The following is a 16,825-nucleotide window of genomic DNA, read 5'->3' as shown; positions in this document are numbered from 1 at the left end:
ATGGCTGCTGGCAGAGAATACCAAAGACCGTTCACATTGAGTGTTGTTTAGCGCACTCGCCATGATTGCCCGGATTGCCCCGACCACGTTCCCAGACGGCAGGCGGGCGCTTAGTCGTCCGACGTGGGGATCTCGCTGAGCGTCCGGCGGGTGACAAACCGCCGCGGTCTCCCCGACAAGGGATCGGTGAATTCGAGTTCCCTCGCGAGCAATTGGAGTGGGAGGGAATGATCGTCCGGCGCGTCGGGCAGCAGATCGGGGTATCGCCGGTCACCCAGAATCCCGGCGCCGAGGGCCGCCAGATGCACCCGCAACTGGTGCATCCGTCCGGAGTGCGGACGTAGAACCGTCTGCAGCACAGTACGTCCGGAGGCGCTCACGCCCGTGCCTTGCACCTCGATCAGGGTCTCGGCGTTAGGTTCACGGCTGGCGTCCACGACCACCCGCAACTCGCCGCGCCGAGCCGTGATGTGGTTGCTGTAGACGAGGGGGACTTCGCGTCCGTCGAGCGCCGGCGCGTCCTGGTCCCACGTGGGCGGTCGCGCCGACACAGCCTCGTAGACCTTCGAGACCTGCCGCTTCTCGAACAGTGACTGGTATGCGCCGCGCGTCGCGGGGCGGGCCGAGAACATCACCAGGCCCGCGGTGCCGCGGTCGAGTCGATGGATCGGGGTCAGATCCGGGTTGTCGAGGCGGACCCGCAGTCGGACGAGCGCCGACTCGCGCAGGTAGCGCCCGCTGGGGGTAGTCGGGAGAAAATGCGGCTTGTCGATCACGACTAGGTCGTCGTCGACGTGCAGGATCTCTTCGTGGAACGGCACCGGGTCCTCCGCCGGTAATTCGCGGTAGTACCAGACGAACTGGTGTGCGCTCAACTCTGTGCTTCGGCAGATCGAATAGCCGTCGATACCCACGAATTCGCCGTCGTCGAACCGCCGATAGAGGTTTTCGGAGTCCAGGTGGTCGAACTTCGCCACGACGTACTCGGCGATCGTCGCCCACGGCCCAGACGCCGGGATGCGTAGGCGCGTCGGGCCAACTCCGTTCTTGACAGGCAGCGGTGGGGGCATCGACACATTGGCCATCATCCCATCGGCTGCTGGTCAGTCCGCGCGCCGGGCCGTTGATTCGGTGGGGCATTGACGGGGACGTCCCCGCGGGGACGTTTCTCAGATCGGGACCGGTAGCTGTTCCGCAATATGCACTCGTCCGGGATAAATCAGTAGCGCGAACTACAGAAGGGTCCGTAGGGTTTCGACAGACAACACGACCGCGGCCGAAAAGTGCTGCAGTCCACACCTTCTGTAGCTCAATTGGTAAGAGCACCCGACTGTGACTCGGGCGACGGCGGATCGTAACCGCCCAGAGGGACTCAGTTCAGATATGCCACAAGCACTTCCGCGAGCGTCCTGCGGGCGACGTCGAGTTCTGACGTGAAGCCAAGCTCCCGCTCATTGCTGAGGCCGCGAACTGCTGCCGGAAGCAAGCATCGGACGTTGTACAGCTTGTCGGGGGAGAGGTCGAGACCGTCCATCAGGTAGTCGAAGCCCTGAATCCAATCGTGTTCGCGGGCCGCGAGAGCTGCTGCCGTCCGGGGATATTCGGCGATAATGTCCGAGCGCTGCGCCGGCAGCCAGGTGCGCAGTGCGGTGAGTGCCCGCCCCTCGGTTGTCGCGAGGTAGATCCACACGGATTCGATGACGGACTCGACCCGCTCCCGCAGTGACCCTGTCAGAGCCGGCCACGGACCAGGATTCTTGGCCCAACTCCGTGCGTGGATCTCGGTGGCCACGGCAACCCACAGGCCATCGAGATCACCGAACTGATGCTGCACGGTTCCCCAGGAGACGCCCGCCTCCTTCGCGATGCTGTTCGCAGAGACGGGTTCGCTGCCGCTGTCGGCCAGAGCGTGGATGGCGACGTCGAGCAATCGCGCTCTGGTCTCGCGGCCGCGCTTGTTCAGACGCGTGCCGGCAGCCGACAGTGTGGCTGGGGCCGGGACGGCCACCAGCCACTGCGCCAGCGCTCGAGCAGCCTGTGGGGATTCGCTCACCGGGTCCGGGGATCCGCTCACGGGTTTCAGGCGAATCGGCCTGGATTGACTGCGACGGCTTTGCGTAGCGTCGGCCGATTGTCGCGATACGCCGCGACGACCGGCGCTAGTTCCTGCGGGGTGGCGCCGTGCATGATGACCGAGTCCACGCCCAGATCGAACTGCCGGGCAACGGTTTTCGCGCAGTCCTCAGGCGAGCCCGTGGCCGCCGCGCCCAGCCATTCGGCGGGAATCATCGCGTCGAGCTGTTCGAGCGTTTCGATCGAAGCACTGGCGTCGATGGGTCCGGCTGCGGCTGCGTTCGCGAAAAGGTCGGTCGACCGCATTCGCTCCCACACCACTGGATCCCACTTGTTGGCGCGGACCAGAACGTCCGGGTACGCCTGCAGATAGGTGGCGAGCCTGCCGGCTCGGCGACGCAGACGGTCCTCCGCGGGGAGAGTGTCGCTGACTGTTGCCAGGCACGCCCAGATCCGGACGCTGTCGGGGTCCTTGCCCGCTCGTTCGGCCCCGCGGCGCACGGCCTCGACCGACGACTCGGTTGCTTCGTCGGAGAAAAACGTATGCAGCACAACGAAGTCGCAGATTTCTCCGGCCATTTCCATGGTCTTGGGTCCAACGGCGACCATGCCGATGGGCGGCGAGTCTTCCAGCCCGTTGACGTGACGCAGCATCGGCCATTTCCCGGCGGGCCCGTCGTGGTTGAGGATCATTTCGCCGTCCCACAGGCGGCGCAGGATGCCGATGTAGTCGCGCAGCCTGGCTTCGGTCACTATGGGAAGGCCGTTGGCCTGCCAATAAGCATCCATGCCGCGGCCGAAGGCCAGGGCGAAGCGTCCGTCGGTCAGTGCGTGCATCGTTGAACCGATGGTTGCAGTGATCGTGGGATGCCGAGTGTGGGGGTTGGTGGACGGGGCGATACCCAGGCTGGTGGTGCAGCCTGCCAGCGCGCCGGACAAGACCCCAGCGTCCTTCACTGTGAAGCGCTCACCAACATGGCAGGCACCCAACCCGAGTGCCTCCGCTTCGCGAGCCTCGGCGAAGATCACCTTTGCATCGGCTGGATGCCGGGTCACCGCGTAGTAGCCGAGTTCGTTCAGTTGGTCTATCACGTTGCCGCCGTTTCCAATTCGTTGAGCAGGCTCTCGAACAGTGATCGATGAAACATGAGGGTCTCGACGTCGTCGGGTCGCTCGACCTCCCCGAAGTGGATGGACCGGGCTCCGGTGCGCATGAACAGCACGCCCCAGTTGACGGCGCTGTAGAGGTGGTACCAGCTGAGGTCTCCGACCTCGACGCCGGTGAGCTCTTGATAGGTCGCGACGATCTCTTCCTCGCGCATGAAGTCCGGCATGCCGGGGAGCCCGAAGTTTGTTGTCATCGCCTCGAAGGAACGGTGCGCGAAGATCAGCCACGACAGGTCCAGTTCACGTGGGCCGACGCTTGCCATCTCCCAATCGAGCACTCCGACCGGCTCGAAATCGTCGTACATCACGTTGCCTAACCGGGCGTCGCCCCAGACCAGCACCGTTTCGGTGGTCTCCGGCAGGTTGGCTTCCAGCCACTCCAGTGCCCGCTCGATCAGCGGCGAGGCGCCGAGATCGCGCTGCGCGAACTCGTACCAGGCGCGGGTGTGGGCGAGGTTGCGCGCCAACGCGGTCGTGCCCGGTTCCTTTGGATCGAGGAAATCGAAGACCTTGTCTGCATCGGGGATTGAATGAAGCGCCGCAAGTGCTTTCACGGTGTTGTCCTGCAGACGCTTCTGGTCGTCCGGTGATGCGTTGAAGAGCCAGTTGTCGCCGAAGTTGTACGGCATCAGGTCGGGCGGGACAACTCCGGTGAGGCGGTTCATGAGGAAGAACGGCGTTCCGAGCACCGAACCCGACGGCTCCATGAAACTCACTTGCGGTACGGGGACCTCGCTGCGCTCACCGATGATTCGCATGGTGTCGTACTGGTCCTGGAGGGAGTAGTTCTCGAAGACCGGGACATCCTGCGCGCTCGGTGCTGCTCGGGCAACGTAGGAGGCGCTGTGCGGCCGGCCGTCTTCCTGCCAGGTTGCGTCGAATGTGATTGTCTCCGAAGACATCCCATTGGCATCGATTCGGGGGTGCAAGGTGACGGAAGGGTTTGCGCCATCCGGGAGCTTGGTGGCAAGCCATCCTTCGAGAGCGGCAGGCATGCCGGTGGTGTCCAGGGTGGTGCGCTGCAACTTCATGTCATCGGGTGGCTGATTGTCCGTCACGTTTCCTCCAGATCGCCCTTTGCAGTACCGGGTTCGTCCACAATCGGGGCTGAACCGGCAATTGTCAATGAACCCTCTCGAAGAATCTGATTCGGCCCGCGGACCGATCCGCCGTGGTAAAAGACGTGCCGATGGACGAGGCCAGTGCTACGGCATCACTCCGGGCGGATCCGCGCGATTGCCTTGACCTCCACGAGGATTCCGGGTTTTCCGAGTGCAGCGACTCCAACAGCAGTCCACGCCGGACGCGCACCATCCTGGAAACGGGCTTTCGACTCCATGAACTCCTGCATGTGCTGCGGGTAATCGATGTGAAAGCTGACCAGTTCCACAAGATCCTGCGGCGACGCATTGTGCTCGGCGAGCAATCCACCGATTGCCGCGAACGTGAGGTCGTACTGGCGGTTCGGATCTGTCGGCACCGAACCGTCGGCTTCGAGGCCGGTCTGTCCGGATATGAAGAGCAGGTCACCGCTGAGAAAGGCGTCGGAGTACCCGTACTCTTCTTCCCACTTCTTGCCCACTGACATTCGTCCTCCTCGATTCGACTTCCGGTCAGCGTCGACTGCCGCCGGCTCGCCCAGAACCTACAGGAATTAAACGGGACGATCGCCCGCATTAAGAGGTTCGACTTAAAGGGGCCGTAGCGTACCGGCTCCACGTGCAATATTCCGCTGACTGGGCATCAGGACCCCGCTGGGCGGCACTTGGCCTAGCGTCCTATGTCGATAAACCACGTGAAGGGATTTTGCTCAATGGCTAAGAATTTGGCACCCGCCGCGACACGCGCACACGACATCGCGGTCGATCTGCTGGTAATCGGGTCCGGTACCGGCATGTCTGCCGCCCTGGCCGCGAACGAGCTTGGCTTGTCCACGCTGATTGTGGAGAAGACGCAGTATGTGGGCGGTTCGACGGCACGATCCGGTGGGGCGTTCTGGATGCCCGCCAACCCTGTTCTGGCAGATGCCGGAGCGGGCGACACCATCGAGCGCGCAAAGACGTATGTGCGTGCGGTGGTTGGTGATTCGGCACCGGCCGAGCGTGGCGAGGCGTTTGTCGACCACGGCGCAGCCACCGTCGACATGCTTTACCGCACGACGCCCATGAAGTTCTTCTGGGCCGAGGGTTACTCCGACTACCACCCCGAACTGCCGGGCGGTAGCGCTGCCGGTCGCACCTGCGAGTGCCGGCCGTTCGACGCGTCCGTGCTGGGAGCTGAACGCGGTCGCCTGCGCCCCGGTTTGATGGAAGCCAGTCTGCCGATGCCGGTAACCGGTGCGGACTACAAGTGGATGAACCTGATGGCGAAGAAGCCGTTCAAGGCTTTTCCTCGCATCTTCCGTCGTTTGTCACAGGGCGTTTTCGGTAAGTACGTCCTCAAGCGCGAATACATTGCCGGTGGTCAGGCGCTCGCAGCTGGCCTCTTTGCCGGCGTGGTGCAGGCAAATATCCCGGTGTGGACGGAAACGTCGTTGGTTCGGCTCGTTACCGAGGGTGACCGTGTCACCGGTGCCGTTGTGATCCAAGACGGACGCGAGGTCACGGTGACGGCTCGGCGCGGCGTCGTGCTGGCTGCCGGCGGCTTCGACCACAACATGGAGTGGCGCCACAAGTACCAGTCGGAGAGTCTCGGTGAGCACGAGAGCCTGGGCGCCGAGGGCAACACCGGCGAGGCGATCGAGGCCGCGCAGGAGTTGGGCGCCGGCATCGGCTTGATGGACCAGTCGTGGTGGTTCCCCGCAGTAGCGAGCATCAAGGGTCGGCCGCCGATGGTGATGCTCGCCGAGCGCGCTCTGCCCGGTTCGTTCATCGTCGACCAGACCGGTCGACGTTTCGTGAACGAGGCCACCGACTACATGTCGTTCGGTCAGGTTGTGCTCGACCGGGAGAAGGCCGGCGACCCGGCCGAGGCGATGTGGTTTGTTTTCGACCAGGAGTACCGCAACAGTTACGTGTTTGCCGGCGGCATCTTCCCACGTCAGCCCCTTCCTCAGGCATTCTTCGACTCCGGCATCGCGCACCAGGCGAGCAGTCCGGCCGAGCTTGCCCGAAAGGTTGGCCTGCCCGAGGACGCGTTTGTCGAAGCCTTCGGCAAGTTCAATGACGCGGCTGCGGCCGGTAGCGACGGCGAGTTCGGTCGAGGCGCAAGCGCGTACGACCGGTACTACGGCGACCCGACCGTATCCCCGAACCCGAACCTGCGGAAGCTCGACAACAAGGCCCTCTACGCGGTGAAGATGACGTTGAGTGACCTCGGCACGTGCGGCGGCGTGCGCGCCGACGAACACGCTCGGGTTCTCCGTGAAGACGGCAGCGCCATCGATGGGCTGTACGCGATCGGCAATACCGCCGCGAATGCGTTCGGCCACTCGTATCCGGGTGCGGGTGCGACGATCGGCCAGGGGCTGGTTTACGGCTACATCGCCGCGCAGCACGCAGCAGAGCGGTAGCTCGATCAAGTAAGCGCTTGACCCAACGGGAGATCAGCGCACGTATTCCGGCGACGGAACGTGCTCTGATCTCCCGTTCTGCATGTCGGCACCGCTCGCCTACACCTTCGGTGTGCTCCCACTGACCGGAATGAGTAATTTGTATTAAGAGTCACATCGTTACCGTGTCGTGAGCGATACAGATATCCACTAGGAGCTTTGAATGCGGACAATGGCGAGACCCACTAGACCTCTAGCGGACCGTGCAGAGAGTCGTTACGAACGGTCTCGACCAGTTTGGCTCATCCTGGCTGTGTTGATCACCGTCGAGGTGATCAGCGCATTCGAGACATCGATGATGTACGCGGCGCTGCCGACATTCGCCGAGATCTTCGACGCCGATACCTCGGCCGTCGGATGGTCCGTGACGGCATTCCTGCTCGTCGCAGCGTCTTCTGCCGCGGTATGCGGGCGACTCGGAGATATGTACGGGCGTGAACGAGTTCTGATGGTGGTTTTGGCCTGTGCCACCGTGGGTTCGATCGTGAGCATGTCCATGGGGACTCTCGAGGGCATCATCATCGGCCGCGCCATTCAGGGTGTTGCGGGCGCGATTCTGCCGCTGTGTATCGGGCTGGCGCGTGAACACCTGCCGGCCAACAAGGTCCCCATGGCAGTCGCCTTGATCGCCGGATCGGCAATTGCAGCGGGCGCGGCGTCGCTGGTCGTCGCCGGTGTGATCATCGACCTGGGCGACTGGCGATACATTTTTGTCGTCACCGCGCTCTACGCCATCCTGTGCATCATCCTGGTCGAAGCGGTACTACCGTGGCGCCGTCGGACCTACACTCGCCAGCCGATTGATTTCGCGGGAGCAGCGGGGCTCGCCGTGTCTGTGGCGTCGATCTTGTTGGGTCTCACGCAAGGAAAATCGTGGGGCTGGGACGATGGTCGCGTACTCGGTCTACTTGTAGTCGGTCTCACGGTCTTTGCCTGGTGGGTGCGGTGGGAGTTGAACTGCTCATCGCCGATCGTCAATCTACGTCTCCTTGCCGAACGCAACATCGCGCTCACCATGCTCAGCACACTCGCTCTCGGGCTCGGTCCTATCGGAGTGGCCTCCATGCTCATTCCGATCATCATGCAATCGCCGACAACCTCGCCGTTCGGACTCGGCCTTTCGCCGACCACCGCCGGCCTTCTGTCGTTTGTCGGTGCCATGGTCGGAATGTTGTTCACACCGCTCGCTGGAAAGCTGGCAGCATCGGTCGGAGCGCGCAGTTCGCTGTTGATCGGAACCGGACTGTTCCTCGTCGCGTGTGCCGGTTTCTTCGTGTTCCATGATTCATTGGTCGGGATGGCAATGCTCGTGGTGGTCGTCTCCATCGCAACAGCCTTCGCGTACACATCGTTGTCGAACCTTCTCGTTGAATTTGTTCCCGAGCACAGCACCAGCGAAACTGTCGGTAGTCAGTCCGTTGTGCGAACTGCCTCCATGGCGGTTGGAACGTCGATCACAACGGTTTTGCTCGCGTCTCTCGTGGTTCCGGGAACGTCGATACCGACAGTTGCCGCGCTCGGTGCCGTCTGCGCGTTGTTGGTGACGACGTGCGTCGTGACGATCATTCTCGCTCTGGGCATCAAGTACGAAAACCGCTGACAAACAGAAGCTTCGACGAACATCGCGATGGGCCGGAGTAGTCTCTCTCGGCCCATCGCGATATCGGTTACTTCTTGACCGCTGGTGCGGGCAGTTCCAGGCCACGCTCGGTCAGAACGGTGCGAAGTCGGTCGGGAAAGTCCGTGATGATTCCGTCGACGCCGAGATCGATCAGTGCGTGCATCGTTGCCGGGTCATCCACGGTCCACGGAATGACCTTGATGTCGCGTGCATGGGCGCTCTCCATCATCGTTGCGGTCGGGTACAGCGTGAAACCGGGATCGGATACCTTGCCGCCCTGCGGAGTTCCTTGAACGGGGGAGTACGCGGACGCACCGAAGGTTGCAACGGCTGCAATGCCGTCACCGCCGAAATCGTCGATATCGATTCCGCCCAGCCAAGGTGAGGCGCCGTCTTTGCCGACCTGCAGGAAATCGCCGTTTGTCAGCGCGACCACGGGAACGCTCGGAGCAAGTTTACGGGTGAGCATGAGTGAACCCCAGTCGAAGCTCTGAATGGTGACGTGCTCCAGCATGCCGGCTGCTCGGATGGTGTCGAGCACGACGGAGACGAATTGCTCGCGTGGAGCAGTTTCGTGTGGTGCTCCGGCTTCAACTTTGGTTTCGATGTTGAGCTTGACACCGGGCGCGTTGTACGACTTCACGAGGTTGAGTACTTCGTTGAGCGTCTGCATCTTGGCGCCCGGAACAGTCTGCTGCTCAGGGTATCCGGCGAGTTGCTGAGTTCCGCAGTCCATCGTCTTGATCTGGTCGAGGTTCAAAGTATTGATGAACTTGCCGACGTAGGGAAACTCCGGGTCGCCGACGGTGGCCGGCGCGGTGTCGAGGCACTTCTTGTTCGAGATCTTGCGGTCGTGTGTGACGACGGCGATGCCGTCTTCAGTGACCTGCGTATCGAGTTCCAGTGTGCTCACACCCATTTCGAGGGCATTGGAGAAGGCTGCCAGGCTGCTTTCGGTGAACAGTCCCAGCCCGCCGCGATGAGCCTGGACATCGAAGGCTGAAACCGGTTGGGGCGCCAGGCTTCCCAGTGGCCCCGACCAGTCCAGGCTACCGGTGGGCGCTGCGGAAGCCGGCGCTGCCAACGCGCTGAAGGGGAGTGCGACAGCGATTGCGGCGCAGGACAGAATTTTGGTCAGTTCCATGGAAGAGAACGTAGAGACGCTCAATGGCCCGATGGGGATAGTTAGGTTTACTAACGGTAAAGATCAGGCAGCCTGGGCGGGTCGCACGACGCCGTTTGCTCGGGCGCTCATCCAGTCTGCCAGTAGCTGGCAACCGGTGAGCCCACTGTTGTCGAGGGGTTCGATCGCGTAGCTGATATGCCGCCCGCCGTGGGGGTTCTGCATCTGAATGCTGCGCCAGTTCAACCGAGTTGGTAGGTATCCGAGCACTTCGAGGAATGCGGTACGGATGCGTCTCAGGTCCGTACGCCACTGCTTCGGACTGAAACGAGTCTTCTGGGCATTCTGGAATGTATTGCTACGGAGCAGTTCCCAGACCTTGCGAAACCAGACCTTGGTTTGAGTGAAGGACATCCAGCGGGTGAGGTCGGCGATGTCACGAATGTAGCTGTCTTCGCTGGCATTACAGATCATGTCCTGAGGATGCCCGATCCACTGAACCGGAATCCACGGCGGAACCCCCGGTCCTACTCCGGCGACTCCGTGTCCTTCGCAACCGGCGAGCACACCGGCCGGTTGTTGCGGATCGGAGATCAATCCCACACCGATGATGTTGCGGCCGTTAAATTTCGGCAGGGCAGCGCGAATGACCGTGCACCCTTGTGAATATCCGATGAGCATGATGGGTCCGCTGATCTTGGCGATCGCAGTCAGCAGCGCTTTCACTCCCAACTCTGTGCTGCGGCGGAAGCTCGAGCCGCCGTCCGCAACCGGACCGTACGACGCGGGGTATCCGACCCACTGGGCCACGAAACGATCGTCGAGCTCATCGGTGACAGCACTCAGCAAACCCACCACACGGGTGCGGTCGTCGCCGGGATGGGATTCGCCGGTGCCACCGACTGCAAGAACAGTTACCTCAGCCATGATTGCCATAGTCCCTGGCGATTCTGAGAGGTCTGCATTGAAAGCCTGAGAGGACGCTGGCAATCCGTACACACTGCGAAATCGTGACATTGCGCGCACGATCAAAGGTATGACGACGGCACATCGCTCTCGGAAGAAGAAGGTCTCCATCGTCGGCGCCGGAAGTGTCGGTACCGCAATCGCGTACGCGTGTCTGATCCGCGGATCGGCGGATGTTCTCGCTCTCTACGACACGAATACCGCCAAGGTGCGGGCCGAAGTTCTCGACCTCAACCACGGCACGCAGTTCACGCCGCCTTGTGTGGTGGACGGCGGCGACGATATCGCGATCACCGCGGGCTCCGACCTGGTGATCGTCACGGCCGGGGCAAAACAGAAACCGGGGCAGTCGCGCCTCGAACTGGCAGCAGTCAACGTGAAGCTCGCGCAAACTCTGACCGAGCAACTGCTCGCAGTGTCTCCCGACGCTGTCATCCTCTTTGTCAGCAACCCGGTCGACGTGGTGACCTTTGCGGCAGTGCACGCCGCGGGTCCGTCGTACGCCGGCCGAATCTTCGGTTCGGGAACAGTGTTGGACACCGCGCGATTGCGTTTTCTGATGGCGTCGAAATTGGGGGTCGCAGTCGAGAATGTGCACGCATTTATCGTCGGGGAGCACGGTGATTCGGAAATTCCGGCGTGGTCCAGCGCAACCATCGGTGGTATTCCGGCCACAGAGTTCGTGGGCCCTTCCGGAAACACTCTCGATTCCGCGGTCCGCGGCGACATAGCGCGGGCCGTCGTGCAGAGCGCGTACGAGATTATCGAGGGCAAGGGCGCGACTAACTTGGCGATCGGGTTGTCGAGTGCGTTCATCGCAGAAGTAGTTCTGCGAGACGAGCAGCGGGTCCTGCCCATTTCGACACTTCAGGATGGAGTACACGGACTGGAAGGAGTATGCCTATCTCTACCGACTCTCGTAGGCGGCACCGGCGCGGGCCGGGTACTCGAGCTGTCTCTGTCCGCGGGGGAGAAGTCGGGACTGCGCGCCTCAGCGGAAACACTACGAGAAGTTCAGAATTCGCTCGGGTTGTAATCTGTCGCGAGTGATTACCGGCATATAGGATCAGTCGATGATTAGCTTTCTGATTCGCGCCGCGATCTTTCTAGGCTCATCGGCCGTCGGTATTCTCGTTGCGTCGTTGATACTTTCAGGCTTCTCTGCGCCCGCATCCGGATTTATCACCGCGGTTGTGATCTTTGCGATTGCGCAGTCCGTGCTGCAACCATTCATCGCGAAAATGGCGAAGCGCCACGCGCCGGCCTTCCTTGGCGGAATCGGTTTGGTGTCGACATTTGTCGCGCTGCTCCTGGCCCAGATTTTCTCTGACCTACAGATCACAGGTACGACAACCTGGATTTCGGCGACAGTCATCGTTTGGCTCGTCACGGCGCTCGCGACCTTGGTTTTGCCGCTGCTGTTCGTTCGCAAGAAAGTGCAAGAGCGGAAGGCATGAGTTCCGATGAGTTTCTTGTCGAACGCAGCGCGGTGGTCAACGCGGATGCGCCCACGATCTTCGGATTGATCAACGATTTCCATCACTGGACGAAGTGGTCACCGTGGGAAGGCCTCGACCCCGACATGAAGCGGACGTACAGCGGTCCGGCCGAGGGTGTCGGCGCGTCATATGCCTGGTCGGGAAACAAGAAGGCAGGTTCCGGATCGATGTCGATCACGGAATCCGTTCCGAACCAGCGTGTGGTGTTGGACCTTTCGTTCCTCAAACCGTTCAAAGCGCAGAACGTCACGACATTCCTGCTGGAACCCCAGGGGGAGAATGTGGCCGTGACGTGGAGAATGACCGGAAAGAAGAACTTCTTCTTCAAGGCCTTCGGGTTCATTTTCAGCATGGACAAAATGGTGGGCAAAGATTTCGAGAAGGGTCTTGCGCAGCTGAAAGCTGTGGCCGAAAAGGGCTGACGCGCCCGGTGGTACCGTCTCCCGGTGTTACGGATGACGCCCACCGATGCCCAAACGTTCTGGATTTCGGAGAAGATCCCCAACGATCAGCTCCTGCTCTATTGCTTCGAGGGGCAATCGGAGTCCATCGAAGACATCAGGCGTTCGCTGCTCGAACGTGCGTCGACCATGCCCGATCTGTGCGTGCGCATTCGTGAAGTTCCCTGGCATCTGGACTACCCCCTGTGGGAACCGATGCCGGTAACGCAAGCGTTGGTGGTGACGCACAAGCTTGCTGAGCCGTCGTGGGATCAGTGCATCAACTCGATCGAGGTGCTGCTCGAGAATCACGTCAATCCGCGGGCGACACCGTGGCTGCTGCATTTGTTCGAAGGTGTGCGCGGCGCACCGCGTTGCGACGGACCGGCATTGATTGCCGTTCTGCAGGTGGCTCATTCATTGGCCGACGGTAAACGGGCCACGGCAATTGCTCGCACACTCTTTTCGCAAGACGGACCGCCACCCGAAATGATCGACACCCGCTCGAGCAGTTCCGCTGAAATACTGACGCGCGCAGCACTGCGGCTTCCCGGGCAGATCTTCAGACTCTTTCGTGACGGCCGCGCCGGACATCAGGCGCAACTGCAATTGGAAGCCGACACACTGGCTGAAGTTGTTGCGCCCCAAGCTCCCAACCGGACCAAGGTTCGATCGAACATCGCTCCGGATCCACACCGACTGGTGCGGATGGTGGTGCGCGACGCGGCAGATTTCCGGGCTGACGGAGTCTCCGTCACGGTAGGAGCCATGACGGCAATCTCCATTGCCATGACCAACTATCTGGCCGCAGCGGACGGTTCTGTTCCACCGGAGTTGGGCGCTGAGGTGACCATAGCGAAGGACGGAAAGCCGAAATCCCGCAACCACTTCCGCAACGCCGGAGTAGGCCTCTTCCCGGAGGTTCCAGACTTGCGTGAGCGCGCCGAACGCATCAAAGAATCGATGGCGGAGCGTCGAGCGCGAGCGGCTCACCCGTCCAGTGCGGCATCAGATCTGGCGATGGAAGCCGTTCCGGGACCGCTCATCCGTTGGGGCGTGCAGCAGTACGATTTCACGGCGATACCCGAAGCGGTAACAGGAAATACCGTCGTTTCGAGCGTGGCACGCGGCGCTGCGGACTTGATGCTCGGCGGCGGCGTTGTGCGATTCACCGCTGGATTCCCGAGTTTGTCGCCGGTCATGTCACTGACCCATGGAGTGCACGGAATCGGAGACACGGTGACGATCAGCATCACCACCAGTCCGTCGTCGATCCCCGATATCGATCTCTACGAAAAGCTGATGCACGACGCGATCGACGAGGTCCGCAGCGCCTTCTCCTGACGGTCTGATCTACTGGCGCCATGGGATTCACGCGTGCGGAGTTGGAGTCGTATCGCGACGCCGAGATCGACGATCTGATCGGTCCTGGCTGCCGATTGTTGTTTGTCGGGATCAATCCAGGGTTGTGGACTGCGGCGACAGGCGCGCATTTTGCGCGGCCGGGTAATCGGTTTTACCCAGCGTTGCTGCGGGCGGGCATTATCGAGCGGGAGATCAATCCCGCCAACGGGATGTCCGACGAAGACAAGCAACATCTGATCGATCGGGGTGTGGGTATCACCAACCTGGCGGTGCGGGCGACGGCGCGGGCGGATGAACTCACTGCCGAAGAATTAGCGGTGGGTGGAGTTCGGGTGCATCAGGTCGTGAAGGAAACCAAGCCGGTAGTGGTTGCTTTTGCCGGGATAACGGCCTATCGAACGGCTTTCGGTGACAAGAAGGCCAAGGCTGGTCGGCAGGACCAGGATTTTGAAGGGGCGGCCTTGTGGATCGTGCCAAATCCCAGTGGACTCAACGCACACGAGACAGTGGATACTCTGGCCGCCAAGTATCGCGCTGCAGCACTCGACGCGGGAATTCTGAAGTGAGATTTACTCGGTTCAGTAAGTGCTTCGCAAACTAGACGCTACAGTGCATCTATGTCATTTCTTTACAACATCTTTGTGTTGATTCATCTACTCGGTATGGCTGCCTTGGTCGGTAGCTATTTCATGGTTCTCAAGGCTCCGTCGATCACCGAGGTCATGGTCTGGGGAGCGCGTCTCCAATTCATCTCCGGCCTGATCATCGTCGGACTGGGTGAAGGCGCGCTGGATAAGAACTACATCCATGCGAAGATCGCAGTGAAGCTTGTCCTTTCACTGATCATCGTTGCCTTGGCCGAGATCACGAGGGCCAAGCAGAAGAAGGGGCAGCCCAACCCGAATCTTGTGCACGCAGTCGGCGGACTGTCCATCGCGACGGTATTCGTGGCAGTTCTCTGGACCTGATAGACGCTGCAATACAAAAGTGCCCCGGCGAATCGGAATTCGCCGGGGCACTTTCATGTTCGATGTCAGAGACCGGGACGCTTACCGATCGTCAGGGTCACTTCACCGGTGTGGGCAAAGAAGTCGTTGCCCTTGTCGTCGACGACGATGAATGCCGGGAAGTCTTCCACGTCGATTTTCCAGACAGCTTCCATGCCCAGTTCGGCGTACTCGAGGACGTCGACCTTCTTGATGCAGTCGAGGGCCAGGCGAGCGGCCGGTCCGCCGATTGATCCGAGGTAGAAACCGCCGTGCGTGTTGCACGCGTCGGTGACCTGCTTGGAGCGGTTTCCCTTGGCCAGCATGATCATCGAGCCACCAGCTGCCTGGAACTGCTCGACGTACGAGTCCATGCGGCCGGCCGTGGTGGGACCGAACGATCCGGAAGCCATACCGTCGGGAGTCTTGGCGGGGCCGGCGTAGTAGACCGGGTGATCCTTGAGGTACTGCGGCATTTCCTCGCCGGCGTCGAGGCGTTCCTTGATCTTGGCGTGCGCGATATCGCGGGCCACGACCAGCGGTCCCGTCAATGCCAGGCGCGTCTTTACCGGGTGCTTGGACAGTTCAGCAAGGATCTCGGCCATCGGCTTGGTCAGATCGATCTTGACCGCAGCGCCCTTGCCGGTCCCGGAGATTCCCTCGGTCTCGGCGTCGAGCTGAGCGTCCGTGACCTCGGGAAGGAAGCGTCCCGGATTGAATTCGAGCTGCTCGAGGAATATGCCTTCGGGCGTGATCTTTGCCTTGGCCTGACGGTCTGCCGAGCAGGACACGGCAATGGCGACGGGCAGCGAAGCTCCGTGGCGGGGGAGACGCACGACGCGGACGTCGTGGCAGAAGTACTTGCCGCCGAACTGTGCGCCGATGCCGATCTTCTGCGTGAGCTCGAAGACCTTCTTCTCGAGTTCGTGATCCCGGAAGCCGCGGCCGGTGATCGCGCCTTCGGTGGGAAGTTCGTCGAGGTAGTGCGCCGACGCGTACTTAGCCGTCTTCATCGCGAATTCAGCCGAGGTTCCGCCGACGACGATTGCCAGGTGGTACGGCGGGCAGGCCGCGGTTCCGAGCGAGCGGATCTTGGCCTCGAGGAACTGCATCATCGAGTCGGGGTTCAGGATCGCTTTGGTTTCCTGATACAGGTAGGACTTGTTGGCGCTGCCGCCACCCTTGGCCATGAACAGGAACTTGTACGAATTCTCATGTCCGGCAGCAGTATCGGCGTAAAGCTCGATCTGCGCGGGCAGGTTGTTGCCGGTGTTCTTCTCGTCCCACATCGTGATGGGGGCGTTCTGCGAGTAACGCAGGTTGAGACGCGTATAGGCGTCGTACACACCGCGGGCGATGGACTGCTCGTCGTCACCGGGAGTGAGGACGTGCTGTCCGCGCTTGCCCATGACGATGGCGGTGCCGGTGTCCTGGCACATCGGAAGCACGCCGGCAGCGGCGATGTTTGCATTCTTCAGAAGATCGAGGGCAACGAACTTGTCGTTGTTGGATGCCTCGGGATCGTCGAGGATGCTCGCCAACTGCGTCAGGTGGTCGGTACGCAGGTAGTGATTGATGTCGTGCAGTGCCGTTTCCGTCAGCAGACGCATCGCTTCGGGCTCAACCTGGAGGAAGGTCCGGCCGTCCGGGCCTTCGACCGTCGACACCCCTTCGGTGGTGAGTAGTCGGTACTCGGTGGTGTCTTCACCGATCGGCAACAGGTCCTCATAGAGGAAGTCGGCCATCATTTCTCCTGAACAAGGGGGCGTGCGAAGGACCCGTTCAGGTTATCGTTGGGGGTTTTCTGTGCCCACGCCGGGCAGGTGCGAACCGGCCCCATGGGGCTCAGATCCCGGGGGTGCCGGTGTGAGTCGGCTGATTTTGGTGATGATCCGGAAGCTACACGATCTTTTGACCGGAACCATTCCGTCAGATTGGCATTTTTGTCGGAATGGTTCCGTTAGAAAGGCTAATTAGCAAAAATTACAATTAACATGTCTAATTTCATTGCCTACCGAACGCCCGTGTGGTTACT

16 protein-coding genes and 1 tRNA gene are annotated in these 16,825 nt (G+C 61.3%); 9 read left to right on the top strand and 8 right to left on the bottom strand.

What is annotated here, in order from left to right; genetic code table 11:
• Positions 1-110: 110 nt before the first annotated feature.
• Positions 111-1,088, bottom strand: coding sequence for a pseudouridine synthase (locus BDB13_RS25855; protein ID WP_094274303.1), 978 nt, complete (start codon positions 1,086-1,088; stop codon positions 111-113).
• Between the two features lie 210 nt (positions 1,089-1,298).
• On the opposite strand from BDB13_RS25855, the gene BDB13_RS25850 reads away from it, so the two are divergent.
• Positions 1,299-1,371: transfer RNA gene (locus tag BDB13_RS25850), tRNA-His, on the top strand.
• A 1-nt stretch (position 1,372) separates the two neighbouring features.
• On the opposite strand, the gene BDB13_RS25845 is transcribed toward BDB13_RS25850, so the two are convergent.
• The 4 genes from BDB13_RS25845 to BDB13_RS25830 form a co-directional block, all read right to left on the bottom strand.
• Positions 1,373-2,074 (bottom strand): TetR/AcrR family transcriptional regulator, encoded by a 702-nt coding sequence (locus BDB13_RS25845; protein ID WP_141210694.1) that lies wholly within the window; start codon positions 2,072-2,074, stop codon positions 1,373-1,375.
• 5 nt (positions 2,075-2,079) lie between these two features.
• Positions 2,080-3,162, bottom strand: a complete 1,083-nt coding sequence (locus BDB13_RS25840) for a TIGR03857 family LLM class F420-dependent oxidoreductase (RefSeq protein ID WP_094275211.1) — start codon at positions 3,160-3,162, stop codon at positions 2,080-2,082.
• Complete coding sequence (locus BDB13_RS25835; protein WP_094274302.1) at positions 3,162-4,271, bottom strand: phosphotransferase family protein; 1,110 nt, start codon at positions 4,269-4,271, stop codon at positions 3,162-3,164. The genes BDB13_RS25840 and BDB13_RS25835 overlap by 1 nt, the downstream gene beginning before the upstream one ends.
• Before the next feature lie 182 nt (positions 4,272-4,453).
• Complete coding sequence (locus tag BDB13_RS25830; protein ID WP_206041047.1) at positions 4,454-4,828, bottom strand: RidA family protein; 375 nt, start codon at positions 4,826-4,828, stop codon at positions 4,454-4,456.
• Between the two features lie 225 nt (positions 4,829-5,053).
• On the opposite strand from BDB13_RS25830, the gene BDB13_RS25825 reads away from it, so the two are divergent.
• A complete protein-coding gene (locus tag BDB13_RS25825; protein WP_094274301.1) occupies positions 5,054-6,751 on the top strand; it encodes a 3-ketosteroid-delta-1-dehydrogenase in 1,698 nt (565 codons plus the stop codon).
• A 211-nt stretch (positions 6,752-6,962) separates the two neighbouring features.
• Complete coding sequence (locus BDB13_RS25820) at positions 6,963-8,390, top strand: MFS transporter (RefSeq protein WP_094274300.1); 1,428 nt, start codon at positions 6,963-6,965, stop codon at positions 8,388-8,390.
• A gap of 67 nt (positions 8,391-8,457) precedes the next feature.
• Here BDB13_RS25820 and BDB13_RS25815 read toward each other — a convergent pair whose 3' ends face one another.
• Both BDB13_RS25815 and BDB13_RS25810 read right to left on the bottom strand, forming a co-directional pair.
• Positions 8,458-9,555: a glycerophosphodiester phosphodiesterase family protein gene (locus tag BDB13_RS25815; RefSeq protein WP_176459668.1), complete on the bottom strand. Its 1,098-nt coding sequence runs from the start codon at positions 9,553-9,555 to the stop codon at positions 8,458-8,460.
• Positions 9,556-9,618: 63 nt separating this feature from the next.
• A complete protein-coding gene (locus BDB13_RS25810) occupies positions 9,619-10,461 on the bottom strand; it encodes a PE-PPE domain-containing protein (RefSeq protein WP_094275208.1) in 843 nt (280 codons plus the stop codon).
• A gap of 109 nt (positions 10,462-10,570) precedes the next feature.
• Between BDB13_RS25810 and BDB13_RS25805 the strand changes: the two genes are divergently transcribed.
• The 6 genes from BDB13_RS25805 to BDB13_RS25780 are packed head-to-tail and all read left to right on the top strand — an operon-like array spanning position 10,571 to position 14,772.
• A complete protein-coding gene (locus BDB13_RS25805) occupies positions 10,571-11,536 on the top strand; it encodes an L-lactate dehydrogenase (protein ID WP_094274299.1) in 966 nt (321 codons plus the stop codon).
• Between the two features lie 37 nt (positions 11,537-11,573).
• Positions 11,574-11,957: a phage holin family protein gene (locus BDB13_RS25800; RefSeq protein WP_094274298.1), complete on the top strand. Its 384-nt coding sequence runs from the start codon at positions 11,574-11,576 to the stop codon at positions 11,955-11,957.
• On the top strand, positions 11,954-12,421 hold the full coding sequence (locus BDB13_RS25795) for an SRPBCC family protein (protein ID WP_094274297.1): 468 nt from the start codon (positions 11,954-11,956) through the stop codon (positions 12,419-12,421). Before BDB13_RS25800 ends, BDB13_RS25795 begins: the two co-directional genes overlap by 4 nt.
• Before the next feature lie 33 nt (positions 12,422-12,454).
• The gene (locus BDB13_RS25790; RefSeq protein WP_094274296.1) at positions 12,455-13,783 is read left to right on the top strand and encodes a WS/DGAT domain-containing protein; all 1,329 of its coding nucleotides are present in this window, start codon (positions 12,455-12,457) and stop codon (positions 13,781-13,783) included.
• A 20-nt stretch (positions 13,784-13,803) separates the two neighbouring features.
• Positions 13,804-14,370: a mismatch-specific DNA-glycosylase gene (locus BDB13_RS25785; protein WP_094274295.1), complete on the top strand. Its 567-nt coding sequence runs from the start codon at positions 13,804-13,806 to the stop codon at positions 14,368-14,370.
• A gap of 51 nt (positions 14,371-14,421) precedes the next feature.
• Positions 14,422-14,772 carry a hypothetical protein gene (locus BDB13_RS25780; protein ID WP_094274294.1) on the top strand — a complete coding sequence of 117 codons (351 nt, stop codon included), beginning with the start codon at positions 14,422-14,424 and terminating at the stop codon, positions 14,770-14,772.
• Positions 14,773-14,837: 65 nt separating this feature from the next.
• Here the strand turns inward: BDB13_RS25780 and BDB13_RS25775 are convergent, their stop codons facing one another.
• Positions 14,838-16,535 (bottom strand): fumarate hydratase, encoded by a 1,698-nt coding sequence (locus BDB13_RS25775; protein ID WP_094275207.1) that lies wholly within the window; start codon positions 16,533-16,535, stop codon positions 14,838-14,840.
• Between the last annotated feature and the right edge of the window lie 290 nt (positions 16,536-16,825).

Source organism: Rhodococcus sp. OK302 (assembly GCF_002245895.1).
GTDB lineage: Bacteria > Actinomycetota > Actinomycetes > Mycobacteriales > Mycobacteriaceae > Rhodococcus_F.
This window is presented reverse-complemented; position numbering and strand designations above follow the sequence as displayed.

Bases quoted from the DNA above. Each gene is read 5' to 3' on its own strand.
- BDB13_RS25790 (WP_094274296.1), top strand. From the start codon at position 12,455: ATGACGCCCACCGATGCCCAAACGTTCTGGATTTCGGAGAAGATCCCC.
- BDB13_RS25805 (WP_094274299.1), top strand. From the start codon at position 10,571: ATGACGACGGCACATCGCTCTCGGAAGAAGAAGGTCTCCATCGTCGGC.
- BDB13_RS25815 (WP_176459668.1), bottom strand. From the start codon at position 9,555: ATGGAACTGACCAAAATTCTGTCCTGCGCCGCAATCGCTGTCGCACTC.
- BDB13_RS25835 (WP_094274302.1), bottom strand. From the start codon at position 4,271: ATGAAGTTGCAGCGCACCACCCTGGACACCACCGGCATGCCTGCCGCT.
- BDB13_RS25780 (WP_094274294.1), top strand. From the start codon at position 14,422: ATGTCATTTCTTTACAACATCTTTGTGTTGATTCATCTACTCGGTATG.
- BDB13_RS25820 (WP_094274300.1), top strand. From the start codon at position 6,963: ATGGCGAGACCCACTAGACCTCTAGCGGACCGTGCAGAGAGTCGTTAC.
- BDB13_RS25825 (WP_094274301.1), top strand. From the start codon at position 5,054: ATGGCTAAGAATTTGGCACCCGCCGCGACACGCGCACACGACATCGCG.
- BDB13_RS25810 (WP_094275208.1), bottom strand. From the start codon at position 10,461: ATGGCTGAGGTAACTGTTCTTGCAGTCGGTGGCACCGGCGAATCCCAT.
- BDB13_RS25785 (WP_094274295.1), top strand. From the start codon at position 13,804: ATGGGATTCACGCGTGCGGAGTTGGAGTCGTATCGCGACGCCGAGATC.
- BDB13_RS25855 (WP_094274303.1), bottom strand. From the start codon at position 1,088: ATGATGGCCAATGTGTCGATGCCCCCACCGCTGCCTGTCAAGAACGGA.
- BDB13_RS25775 (WP_094275207.1), bottom strand. From the start codon at position 16,535: ATGGCCGACTTCCTCTATGAGGACCTGTTGCCGATCGGTGAAGACACC.
- BDB13_RS25830 (WP_206041047.1), bottom strand. From the start codon at position 4,828: ATGTCAGTGGGCAAGAAGTGGGAAGAAGAGTACGGGTACTCCGACGCC.
- BDB13_RS25795 (WP_094274297.1), top strand. From the start codon at position 11,954: ATGAGTTCCGATGAGTTTCTTGTCGAACGCAGCGCGGTGGTCAACGCG.
- BDB13_RS25800 (WP_094274298.1), top strand. From the start codon at position 11,574: ATGATTAGCTTTCTGATTCGCGCCGCGATCTTTCTAGGCTCATCGGCC.